Below are 12,473 nucleotides of genomic sequence, written 5' to 3' on the forward strand. Positions count from 1 at the left end.
AGGGGACCATGTAAGTAAGGAGATCCTTTCAATGAAGAAATGCTTAATTATTTTACTATTGACCTGTTGGCTGTGCCCAGGGTATAGGGTCAGTCAAGCCCAAATGCGGTCACAAGCTGTGAATCATACTTATCTTAATGAGACCAGTCAAGGCTCCGTCTACTTCCAGACCCAGCAAAATGGCATTCAAAGCTTTAGTATCCAAGAAGTGGCTGCTGACCAGCTACTGTCTCAGGATTTATTGGAGCAAGGAGACTGGCAAGTCTTCCGTATTCAAGCCACTGACTGGTACAACCGAGCCATGAAAGAAATGCCAGCGGTCCAAGTGCTCTGGCCCTTGACTACAGAGTTGACGGGACTCTACTTCTTCGATTATGCTCCGGTGGACCAGTTGGATCAGGACCAGTCACTGGACTACCAACTAGTCGATGACCAGTCGATTGAATTTACGCTAACAGGTCCCGGTTTTTATGCCTTCTTGAAGCCTCAGCAGCAAGTGGGTGCCAAGTCGGACCTTGATCCTAGCTTACGAATGGGGAAGACAGGCCAATATATCCATCCTCGGGCGAATCCACTGAGTGACAAATGGGTGGTCTTATTAGCAGTATCTGGTGTCTTATATCTGTTGTGGCGATTCTTACCGACCTTTACTTGGCCGGAAGACTTCAAGATCTAAGCTTTTCCTAATTCTTCTAACTTAGCGACTAATTCCTTCATTCGGGTCCGCCCGACAGGGACACTAACCTCGTCAGGGAAGTGGAGCTCTTGAGCAGACCGGTCCAGCCCCGTCGCCGCTTCCAGATTGGCGACATAAGAACGGTGAACACGGAAGAAGTGGCTGTAGTTATTTTCAATTTCAGCTAGGGTGTCATAATATTCGACATACTCATCATCGCCTACGAGAATAATCTTATGGCCATCGGTCGCTTGGAAATAGTAGATGTCATCAATATCCAGGCTCTTAGTTCGAGCACCTAGTTGGACGATGAATTTTTGCTTCTTATCGGTGTTCATCTGGCTACGCTCAAAGGCTGTATCAATACATTCGCGGATTTGTTGGTCCACGCCGTCAAAGTCATCCTTAATGATGAAGTCCAAGGCTTCCAAGCGATACTTAAAGGTCAAAGGCAAACTCTGACTTAAAGTAGTAATAAAGGCGATCTTACTAAGATCGTCTTTTTCGCGTATAAGGCGGGCTAAGTCCATGCCTGTTAACTTATCTTCTCCAAGATCGATATCCAGGAAATAGAGGGTTTCGCCGATGGGTGTCTCTTCTAAGTATTCCAGGACAGAATCGGGTTCACTCGCAACCAGAGCGAGATCAATCTCTAAATCTTCAATCATAATATAATTCCTAACCACTTCTTCAAAGCGTTGACGCTGTTTAAGGGTATCTTCACAAATCACAATAGAACGCATCTTATTCAGCCTCCTGTAATGGTATATAAATCTCTTGAATAAACTTGCCGGAATCAATCGAGGTAAATAGTTTGAAGCCAGCTTCTTCAGCAAGGTCTTTCAGGTTATTGAGCCCTAGTCCTCGATTCTCTCCCTTGGTTGAATAGCCCAACTGGTTAATCTTGGCTAATTGATTCGCCTTGGTCTTGGTCGGGTTCGCAATCATAATTAAGACCTCATCATGAATGGGAGTGATCACTAATTCAATCTGGGCGCCTTGATACTTGATACTCTCTTCAATCGCATTATCAATGACAATCCCTAACATCCGACTTAGAGCCATCCGATGGCCCATTAGTTCGGGGGTGTCGTCACTGATCTCAACATGTAAGTCTAGATTCTGGGATAAGGCATAGGACAACTTGGTATAGAGAATATTACGAAGTTCCGGGTTCTGCAGATATACTAGCCGGGCTAACTGGTCAGATTCTACTGTCGAAGTAGACTGATCTTCGAAGACATCCTCGAAGAAGTAATCCGTTAGGCCCTGCCATTCTTGATCCTTGATAAAGCCAGCGAGACTCATTAGAACATTCTTGTAGTCATGACGGAATCTTCGCATCTGGGTATATTGTTGGGCCATCATTTGAGAATATTCCTGATTGATCTTGGCATTGGCCATTTGACGCTCTGCGGTTCGAATCTGCTGTAAGCCGTAGTAGACAATCAAGGCGCCAGCGATAAATAGCAAGAGAATCGTAATTTGGATCGCAAACATAAAGCGTAAGAGTTGGCCAGATTCGCCGGTTAAGTCAATAATCCCTCTGAACAGATGAGGAACTAAGAGTAAGCCTGTCAACAAGGCTAAGCCCCGAATCAACCATAAGCGCTTGTTGGGCCAGCGAGCCATCCACTGGTGAACCAGGAAGACTTCCAAGCGAGCTAGCAAAATAAGAAACACGCCTCCCCCTAACAAGTAAGCAAGATAGAATCCGATGGATTCAAGGGGCAGTACTTGAGTGTAGAGTGGGTAAGTCTGGTCCAGTAGGTTGAGATTGAGGTAGGCAAGAGAGGAGACCAAGAGACTTCGCTCAAAGGACCGATGATGCCAAATAGACCAGCCCACAATAATAAAGAAATAAAACATAATCACTTGCCAGCGACTATGGTTGATGATGGGAATAAAGTTGATGGCAGCTACTAGAAAATAAGTGGTAGCCACTTGACCTAGCTTCATTTGAGGCAAGAGAGAATAGAGCCCAATCACAAATAATCCGGCAAAGGTTAAGTCATATAAGGATAAGGCGCTTAATAAATTCATCGTCTACCTCCTAGTTAGTCTGATTCTATTATAGCTTATTTTGATTATAGTGAGCAAAAAACTGTCGTTCAGGCAGAAAAAAGGGTCGTTCAAGAAAGAATCCCCTCAAAGTGTGAAAATATGGTAATATCTTATTGAAATAAGAATAGGAAAGGTGGGCTTTCTAGTGATTAGAAAATTAAAATTGTTATTACTTGCGGTTAGTTTAGCGAGTCTATCCATACCAAGTGTGGGGGTGGCTGAGGAGGAAAGCATCAGGCCTGTGGCTGTACCTAAAGAGGCTATGCATGGTGGACACTACCAACCAAGTCCCGATGGGGTGAGCGAAGCTGGAAATGCGGCAGGCTTTCACGTAGAACCAAGTAATCCTCAATCAGTTAGAGAGCCAGCTGTTTTTCCAAATGATTCGAATCCACTTCAATTAACAGACCTTTTGCCTGAAGAAGAGGGTGTAGATGCTAGTTGGGAATTGCCATCTGCAGGTGAGTCTAACTGGTAAATTTCGACCACAGCTTTTAATCAAGAACCCGTTCTAGCTAGAGAAGCTGTAGCTGAATCAGGGGCGCAAGAGACTCAGGAGATGCCACGCTTAGTGGTGGTTCCTAACTTTGAGAAGCCGGAAATGGATGAGATACATGTAGAAGACCTCTTCCATCCTAACCAAACGATTGATCCAGCTCTTGTGGATCAATTTGACTACCTTTACCGAGTAGAATTTATTCGTGAAGAAGAGAAGATTAAAGAATTAGAGGATGAATTAGAAGGACTCTTTGTCCTGGAAGAGGGGGAGGAAGTGGACCAAGTGGTCCGCTATGACCTAGACAAGCAAGAGGTTATAGATGAATTGGACTTTGAAGTGATTGATGACCCGGAAGTTGAAGATAAGATGGTTCGCCATATTAGCTTCAAAATGAGTCACGCAGGCTGTTATGGCATTATATTGAAATAAGATTTAGGAGGAAGCAGATGAAGTCACATTATCGATTAGCCTTTATATTAGCGACAATGGCTGCCACAGGAGTGAGTCATGAGACCGTGCATGCTAGTGAGAATGACCCTACAAGTGAAAACAATGTTACTATTGAAAGTGGTGAATTATCAAATAATCTACCTAATACATTAGATACATTAGACCCGAGTGATAAGGATTCTTTGAATACGGAGGATACTTTACAGATATCTCAAGAAATTGAGCTTAATCAAGAAGAGCAAGCAATTTTGAATAAAGTGGAGCAAAATTTTGGTCTGGCTGTTGAAGAGACAGTAAATAATCTAAGAGAGCGTAATGGATTAAATAAATTAGAGCATAACGATCAACTACAAGTAGCTGCTGAAAAGTTAGTACAAGATAAACCTACAGGAGGTCAATTCTCTGAAGCCGTCCAAAGAGAATTGGGGGATAATCCTGAAATAGCTATAGCGGATCAACTAGGTAAAGAAAAAGCTAAAGATCTAGTAAGTAATGCACCGACTCATTTGTTGGATCATTATTATGCAGAGCGATCTGGATTTAATACAAAGCAAGGGCAATACATAGCCGCTAATCATTTGCAAACAACATACATACTTAAAGATTTAGCAAGTAAAAATCTTGAGCAAGTTGTCCATGATATAATTAACCGTTGGTTTGTAGATTTAAGTGACCCTAATCACAATCACCGTAATCAAATGTTGGATCCTAATTGGACACAAACAGCAGTAGGAGTGAAAATTAATCCTCTGATAAAAAGTGGCAATGTCCAAATAAATGAGATGTTAGACAAGTTAGACGTACCATTACTTCGAAAATTTAATATAGACATTAATAGTGCCTACGAGATTAATGTTACGCAGTATTTTGGAAAAACTAGGAAAGGAGATATCCCTTTCCATGAGATAGACACACCAATATCTCTTCCTACATTACCAATATATGTATATGAGCAAATTGGCAAAGAGGAAACGAATCCGAATACCAATAGTGCGAAGAAAATCATGGATAAAAAAGAGGCCGACGAAATACTAGGTGCATTTGAAATACCTCAATCAGATGGAGACAGTTTTCTAGAGATCCCTACTGATAACTGGAATAAAATGCTTGGCATTAGTCTTTTAAACGATCAGAATCAGGATATCCTCCACAGACCTAAAGCATTAATTAATGCATATGTTAAATCAAAGATAAGCCCAACTTATCAGTTAGGTAGTAAGAATATTCTATCAATAAACTTTAACGGCAAGAATATTTACCAACAGCAGATATCCCGTCAAGCAGATCAATTTATTTTTTTACCCATTGACTATGAAGAAAATCTAGATATCAATCGAAATTACGCAAAAGTATCGGAAAATGATTTTTCTAATTATAAGGAAGCCGAACAATCTGCTATTGATTTTTTAAAAAGTTCAAATGATTATCTAAATAATTACTTCTACCTAATTCAAACTAAGAGACAAAATATAGAGGGAGATCTCAGTTATTCTGTTCAATTTGCAGAGAAGAAACCTCTCGATTTAACTAGTAAGATTTTCTTAGAAAGGTATGTTGGAAAATCCTTAGCGCCAAAAATTACATATGGAGAATTCGATACGGATGAGAAAAAAATATCAGAACTTCAACGTCAAATTGAAAGTTTATTGCGTCCGATTAAAGGCCTCAAGGAAAATGACTATAAGATTATAGTTGACATCAAAGACAATCAATTAACTGGATTTGTTAGGTTTAAACCGGATGTTCCTGTAGTTATTGAGAATAGACCTTTAAATGATCTGAATATAGCAGGGTATCCGTTCGATAGAGAAACCAGACTAAAGAATTACATGAACATTAGTGATTCCGAGGGAATGATTAGGTACCTAGGAGATAGTCGAATTTTAAGTGAATTTGAGCTAATAAGTGCTTATCAAGAGGACTTTCCTGTTCCAATGTTCTCCTCGAAACAAAGAGCTGAAAATTATATGAATGACATATTAAATGGCTTAGCTCTCTTACCTGAGTACTTGGCCAAAGTTTCACCACTAATTCATTCGAGGAATGATTTGGTGGGATATATTAAAGATCATTTTGGTTGGGTCGAGTCGGATGTCGAAAGTAGTGAAGATGTAGCAGGTACTTCCAAACCACATACCAAATATTACGCAGTGATTTATCCTAAGTTATGGTCCGAGTATAGAGACAGACGTTTTAAGAGTAGTGAAGAGGCTCATCAATTTGCTAGTGAAAGATTGTCAGGCTTCTTATGGTCTATAACTTACGATCCTACGACTTTTCCCGATCCCTTTGCTAATGAAAGTGACTCCAAGAGCTATCAGTGGATGATCCAGATAAATCCAGAACAATTATTTTGGTCTAAAGATGTAGCTGAAAGTAATCATAAGTTATTAACAAGTACTGATCCAAGGGTTTATGTTACAAGTAAAGATATTATCGAAGAATTCAAGAAAAGCCAAAATCCTCTAGTTAGAACTCCCGATAAGAAGGGTCTTCACCCTTATTTATTTATGTATCATTCAAGTGTCCCGTCAATGTATCACGTTTTCAAAATGGGTGATATGTATGTAACTCTTTCGCAAAACCTATGGGATTCAGGCCAGATGGTGCTAAAGGCATACGGCGATGAAAAATCTGCTATTCAAGCTGGGGAGAAATATTTAAGAGATCATCCAGATGCCTCATTTGATATTTTTAAATTTGAAGGTACTTACTTTCTTAGTATTGGTCGTAATCGAATTGAGAGTCGTTGGTCACCGGACAACCTATCCTTTATCAATCGAACAGATGCTAAAAAATTTGCTGATTTTATCAGTAACCATCGAGACGTAAAAAAATTCGAATATGATATTGTCCCCATTCTTTCTGATGAAGGAACACCTTTCAGACAGGATAATTATCGAATTGTTACACGGAAAATTTTATTTAAAGGTGATAGAACATCTCTCCACCTTATTCTTGAATATTTATATTCTGGGAACTCTGGAGTGGGTGGTCAGCATATTGAAACTAAGAATCAATTAAGAAAAATAGCAGATGAGCTCCGTCAAAAGAATGTTTCAATATCAAAGGTAGAGACTGATTATCAAAGAGAAGAAGAATTCGTAATTCAAGCTGCTAAACAAAGTGAATACTTAAAGCCGAGTATTGGAGGAAGTCCAGCTTACCCTTCTAATCAAGAGAGTCACGCCCCATTTACCCTAGCCGAAGATAATCAATCTGTCTATCAGTTAGGGAGACTGCAAATCAAGTTAACGCCCCTAGGTTTATCTGAAGTGGTTCAAGTATTAATGGAAGATTATCTGGAAATCCAAGCTAAATTTAAGGAGAAGTTTGCTTACCTCTACAACATTCAACTCATCTTTAGCGATATTAGCCAGGAAGCGCTAAGTGAACCGGCTCGAGCTGAGATTCTACTTGAAGAGGGTCAAGAAGTCGACCAAGTCCTCCGCTATGATGTGGAAGAAGACCAGATTTTGGAAGAGTTAGACTTTGAAGTGATTGATGACTTTGACAGTCAAGGAAGATTGGTGCGCAAGCTAATCTTTGAAGTTAGTGTATCTGGTTACTATGGTGTTGTAGTAAAATAATTAGTTCAATTATTTATTATTCGTTTGAAAAGGAGAAGTAAATGAAATCACATTATCGACTAGCCTTTGTTTTAGCAATTTTAACAATGACCGGAATGGCAGCCGAAGATGTATTAGCCATGGAATCTGGAGCAGATTTAGAAACTTCAGTGAATCACCAGCCACAATCAGTTCAAGGAACTGTAGAAGAAGCACCTTCTGAAGCATTAAATATACCAGTAGCTGAAGGGGTAACACGGAGCCAACCAGTGGAAGTTTCTGCGACTGACTCAGAATCTGCGGAGAGTTCAATTGTTGAAGTCGCGAGCTTGCGAGTGGCAGATGTTGAAGCTGAGCTTTCTTCAGCCATCCAGCATTCTGTCAATGAACTTCGAGCGCGTAATAATCAAGAAACATTACAAATAGATAGCCAACTTCAAGAAGCGGCTGACAAATTGGTAAAAACAGACCCTATTGGCAGTGAATCGGACCGAAAGGATCCGCATGCTAATGATGACCAATATGCTCGTCAAGCTGGTTTCCAGCAGTCCAACATTAGGCAAGAAGCCGTTCCGGTGGTGGCCAATCATGCCAAGGTAACTTATACTTTCGACCAAATTAGAGCTAGAAATTTTAAACAACTGGCGGATGATTTTGTTAATAAGTGGTTTTTGGATCTGAGTGATTCGAATAAGAATCACCGCAAACAACTATTGGTACCTGATTGGAATCTAACAGGTATTGGTGTTAGTATTACGCCTCGAATTATCGTTGAAGAAGTTAAGAGTGAGCATATGCTAGATAAATATCGCTTACTTGTTAACCAAGAATTGCAAGCAAAATTAATCGATGGGTTTGTTATTAGTGTGACCCAATACTTTGGTTCTAGCAGACCGATACAATCTACTCACGGTTTGGAAGAAGGAGTATCGTTAAATTCGTATGATGCCTATGTTCTGAGTCAAGTTGGTGTGAAAGAATGGAATCCAAGCGAGGGCAAATTTACAGAACTGAGCGCTGGAGAAGCAAACCACATCTTAACTGAACAAAGAGAGCGGAACATAGGGGCGGTTACAAACTATCCAGCCTATCAAGAATCCAATCCCGAAGCTAAAGATTTTTTTGAAAGCTTACGAGCTAACCAGAATAATATCCTGTCAAATGATGTTCTGTCTCAGCTAGACAAGGAATTAGAACAAATCATCGACTGGCGCCATCACTATCAACCAGGCAGCCAAAACCTGCTATCCATTCTTTATAGTGAGGACGTTATTGGGCAAAGAAAAGTTGTCTATAAGGATGGCAAACTAGAATATCATGTTATTGACCGCGATTTACAAAGGGAAATTGATAATCGCTATTCAAGAATATCCAGTAATCTTTTCAATACCAAAGAAGATGCAGAAGCTTATGGTAAGACAGTCGTCGCAGAACTAGGTGAAGAAGATTACTATTATGACTTATGTTCGCATTACGGGGATGGAAATGTAGATCATTATTCTGTCTGGTTTAAACGCAAGCGTCCGTTAGATTTAACTAGTAAGATAGGCTTCACCAAAGGTGAATTAGGAAAAGACGATTTGAAGAAATTTAAAAGTCTAAAATACACAATTGATTCAAATTCTAAGATAGTAATCAGTGAGGAAACACCTGTTATATATGAAGATTATCCATTGTTAAAACTGGATCGAGTTGGAACTAAAACTGGTGTGAAAGGTTTTATTAGTGCTTATTATTGGCTGAGAATCCTCCATGGTGCATCTTCAGAGTCAATACAAGCTGGTGAGTTAGTAAGTGCTTACCAAAGGAATCCAAACACTAAGATTTATGCTAATCAAGAAGAAGCTGAACAAGCAGCTGATTTAATGTTATCGAATTACGAGTATTTACCTGAATATGCCAAAGTTGCTTCGGAGCTTTTTAGCCCTGAACAATTAAAAAACGTAAAAACGAAGGATGATTATCTCAGATTATTCACGAGTTATATTGATCCATATAATTTTATCGTTATTTATCCGAAATACTGGGCTGAGTTGAGGGAATTAAAATTTCCAAGCATAAAATCTGCACATAATTTCATAAAAAACAATATAATTGAAGGTCTTGATGTTTATCTAGCAGTACATTCAGGTGGATACTATACTTTGATACTTGAAAATGAGCAAATCCTATTTACTAAAGAAGCTCGAATGGAGGCGATGGATTTAATTAAACCGAGTGTTCGTCCGATAGTAGTTTCAAAAAATCCTCCTAGATATGGTGTTCCACATGTCTTTAAAATAGGCGAATTCTATTTCATCCAGGAGCGAGATGAATTCAATGATATCATACAGTCAAGAGTTGCTTACGGAAGTTTTGAAGAAGCGATGGAGGCCGGTCAAGCATACGTAGCTAGTCGCCCAGAATATGTTTACGATATCTTCCAAGTAGATGATTCTTATGTTGTCACCTATGGTAAGAATTTGGTAGAAAGTCGTTGGAATCCTGATCGGTTATCCTTTAATGACCGTGTAACGGCTCAGGAAATGGCGGAATACATTAGATCTTTACCTGTCGTTAAGAAGTTTGATTATCAAATCGTTCCCAATGGTGGTTACGTTGGAAACTTCAAAATTCGTACAGATAGTATCGAATTTACTGATGACTATAATGGTTATCTCCTCGTTCCTGCTTATCTTTTCTCTGGTAATGCAGGGGTGGATGGAGAACACTTCACAGGGGAGAATCAAATAGTGGATTTCTTTAGCCATCTTAGAAGGGAGAATCAACCGACCCCTAGTCAACAGGGAGTAGTCCTAGTACCGAGTGAGCGTCCAACGCTTGTTCCGGATGACGAGAATCGCACGATTGTAGCTGTAGAATCAACCAATAATGTTGGATTGAACCCTAGGCCAACGATAGGAGCTAGTACACCAGATAGTCAAGCCCAGGGCGACTCATCTATTTACCAACTGGGAAGTTTGCAAGTTAAGTTAACACCGTTAGGGCTGTCTGAAGTCGTCCAGGTCTTATTGGAAGACTACCGTGAAGTCCAAGATAAGTTTAAAGATAAATTTGCCTATCTTTATAATATTCAATTTGTCTTTGGCGATGTGAGTCAAGAAAGCTTAAGTGAACCAGCTCAGGCGGAAATTGTCCTGGCTGATGGTGAAGAAGTCGACCAAGTCCTCCGCTATGACGTGGAAGAAGACCAGATCTTGGAAGAGTTAGACTTTGAAGTGATTGATGACTTTGACAGTCAAGGAAGATTGGTGCGCAAGCTAGTCTTTGAAGTTAGTGTATCTGGTTACTATGGTGTGGTATTAAAGTAAAATATTACGTCAAACGGCTGCAAGATAAGTCAGCCTCAAAACCACCTAAAATGTTGTTAAAACAGCATTTTAGGTGGTTTTTATTATAATAAAGGTAATAAATACAAATCCTACCGCCTTATTTATGTCATTCAGGCATAAAAAACGACCGTTCAGGAAATTCTTCCCTAACAAACAAGGGTATTTGATAGATTAGTGGTGAGGAAAGATATTAATAAATTAAAGGAGATGACTCACATGTTTGCTAATCGTAAAAAAATGAAAAAAACGCGTGCTATTGGCTGGGTTACTGTTTCTCTGATGGCTGGTTTAGTTATTGCTAGTAGTCAGGCCACTAACTTGGTAGTCGCCCAAGCAAATGATTCGGTTGAGCAGGTGACTTATAGCGAAGAGGATCAACTTTACTTTGAAATAAGTCTGGAAGAAATTCATACATTAAGTGCAGAAGATACAATTGAAGAAATTGCCACAGACCAGCAAATCGAAGTGGATTACTTAAGACAAAGTAATAAAATTGAGGATGACCATAAGTGCGAACCAAACGACAAAATCTTGATCGATCCATTAAAAATCTCCTTCTTAGTTCGAGAGAATTATCAGATTGATTATAAGGATCTCTCTGATAAAAATCTAGAAATAAGCGAAGAAGGAACAGTTAAGGTCCCTCTTTATAAGATTGAGACGGGTCAACCCCTTCAAGTCCTAGATCCAGAGGTACAGAACAAGTGGTATGGAATGGAATCTATTGCTAATGATAGAGGCCAATTAGAAACCGGACAACCTGCGACCGAAGATGACATCGATGGATTAATTCAACCAGATACAAATAACCCAGATGAAGACATCCCAGGCGCACCGGATACAGGAAACACACCAGATGATGGTAATACACCAGATGATGGTAATACACCAGATGATGGTAACACGCCTGATAATGGTAATACGCCAGATGATGGGACACCAACAACCCTTCCTGAACTATTCGTATTCAGAGAAGGCGGCGAATTAATCTCTGATGTTCAAACAATATTGGATGAGTATGTCAATCAAGCTCACAAATTTGTTCCACTACCAGATAACATTCCTTCATATTCACAGTTGCTTGGAAGCCAAGTAATCGCATCAAATACGGAAACTATTGCCAATCCACCAATTATCGAAATGCAAGAAATCACAGTGGATACCGAAGTTCAAGAACCCGTTCTCGACGAAGAAGGTAATCCAGTCTTAGATGAAAACGGTAATCCAACCTTTACCACAAAAATTGTTCCAGTAACCGAATACCAAGAAGTAGAAACACCTGTTCCTGATTCTGTTCGCGAGACAACTCAAACGGAAATAACCCATACCTTTGTTCCAGGTAAATTCCACCGCTATGACAGTAGTTTACCAGCTGGCGAAACGCGTGTGATTCAAGAAGGTATTCCTGGTTCTCAGACAACAGTTAAGACCACTGTTACTTTAGATGGCGTTGTTCAAGAAGAAACAGAAGAAATTACATCCGTTACGCAAGCAACCGATGAAATTATTGCCATCGGTGATAAAAATCCGGTCGGTGACATCTACAAGAAGGTTCAAAACGTTCGCACCTACTCACACGCCATCCATTATGTTTTAGATATGAGTTTAGCTCCAGGTCAACGTGTATCAATCCAAGAAGGTCAAAACCGAGTTGAAACGCAAGTTGTTAAAGAACACTACATTGATGGTGAGCTTTATAACACTGAAGAATTAGAAAGTTCAGCGGATGAAGGTCAAACCGAAATTATCGCAATTTCAGCTCAAGAAATGGCTCAATTAGTAGGTATCACTTTACCTGATCCAGAACCACAACCTGAGCCAGAACCAGAGCCAGAACCAGAACCAGAACCAGAACCAGAGCCAGAACCAGAACCAGAGCCAGA

At 39.9% G+C, this 12,473-nt stretch carries 8 protein-coding genes; 6 read left to right on the forward strand and 2 right to left on the reverse strand.

Features of this window, described 5'->3' with window-relative positions; genetic code table 11:
* The first annotated feature begins 31 nt into the window (after window positions 1–31).
* Window positions 32–676: a hypothetical protein gene (locus tag T408_RS0110015; protein WP_028119777.1), complete on the forward strand. Its 645-nt coding sequence runs from the start codon at window positions 32–34 to the stop codon at window positions 674–676.
* Here the strand turns inward: T408_RS0110015 and T408_RS11540 are convergent.
* Window positions 673–1,419: a LytR/AlgR family response regulator transcription factor gene (locus T408_RS11540; protein WP_051444895.1), complete on the reverse strand. Its 747-nt coding sequence runs from the start codon at window positions 1,417–1,419 to the stop codon at window positions 673–675. The genes T408_RS0110015 and T408_RS11540 overlap by 4 nt on opposite strands.
* A gap of 1 nt (window position 1,420) precedes the next feature.
* On the reverse strand, window positions 1,421–2,719 hold the full coding sequence (locus T408_RS0110025; RefSeq protein WP_028119778.1) for a sensor histidine kinase: 1,299 nt from the start codon (window positions 2,717–2,719) through the stop codon (window positions 1,421–1,423).
* A gap of 166 nt (window positions 2,720–2,885) precedes the next feature.
* Here T408_RS0110025 and T408_RS0110030 point away from each other — a divergent pair, with 166 nt between their 5' ends.
* The 5 genes from T408_RS0110030 to T408_RS11545 all read left to right on the forward strand — a co-directional run.
* Entirely contained in the window at window positions 2,886–3,218 is a 333-nt protein-coding gene (locus T408_RS0110030; RefSeq protein WP_028119779.1) for a hypothetical protein, read from the forward strand.
* 81 nt (window positions 3,219–3,299) lie between these two features.
* Complete coding sequence (locus tag T408_RS0110035) at window positions 3,300–3,668, forward strand: hypothetical protein (protein WP_028119780.1); 369 nt, start codon at window positions 3,300–3,302, stop codon at window positions 3,666–3,668.
* Window positions 3,669–3,685: 17 nt separating this feature from the next.
* Window positions 3,686–7,279, forward strand: coding sequence for a CAP domain-containing protein (locus tag T408_RS0110040; protein WP_028119781.1), 3,594 nt, complete (start codon window positions 3,686–3,688; stop codon window positions 7,277–7,279).
* Between the two features lie 41 nt (window positions 7,280–7,320).
* Window positions 7,321–10,569 carry a CAP domain-containing protein gene (locus tag T408_RS0110045; protein WP_028119782.1) on the forward strand — a complete coding sequence of 1,083 codons (3,249 nt, stop codon included), beginning with the start codon at window positions 7,321–7,323 and terminating at the stop codon, window positions 10,567–10,569.
* Between the two features lie 237 nt (window positions 10,570–10,806).
* A partial coding sequence (locus T408_RS11545) for a G5 domain-containing protein (RefSeq protein WP_035420642.1) occupies window positions 10,807–12,473 on the forward strand: 1,667 nt, incomplete at its 3' end.

It is taken from the genome of Hutsoniella sourekii ATCC 700629 (assembly GCF_000518205.1).
Classification (GTDB): Bacteria; Bacillota; Bacilli; order Lactobacillales; family Aerococcaceae; genus Hutsoniella; species Hutsoniella sourekii.

What these genes read in the sequence shown, in the direction of transcription:
- T408_RS0110035 (WP_028119780.1), top strand. Translation starts at nt 3,300, where the DNA reads ATGCCACGCTTAGTGGTGGTTCCTAACTTTGAGAAGCCGGAAATGGAT.
- T408_RS0110045 (WP_028119782.1), top strand. Translation starts at nt 7,321, where the DNA reads ATGAAATCACATTATCGACTAGCCTTTGTTTTAGCAATTTTAACAATG.
- T408_RS11540 (WP_051444895.1), bottom strand. Translation starts at nt 1,419, where the DNA reads ATGCGTTCTATTGTGATTTGTGAAGATACCCTTAAACAGCGTCAACGC.
- T408_RS0110025 (WP_028119778.1), bottom strand. Translation starts at nt 2,719, where the DNA reads ATGAATTTATTAAGCGCCTTATCCTTATATGACTTAACCTTTGCCGGA.
- T408_RS0110015 (WP_028119777.1), top strand. Translation starts at nt 32, where the DNA reads ATGAAGAAATGCTTAATTATTTTACTATTGACCTGTTGGCTGTGCCCA.
- T408_RS0110040 (WP_028119781.1), top strand. Translation starts at nt 3,686, where the DNA reads ATGAAGTCACATTATCGATTAGCCTTTATATTAGCGACAATGGCTGCC.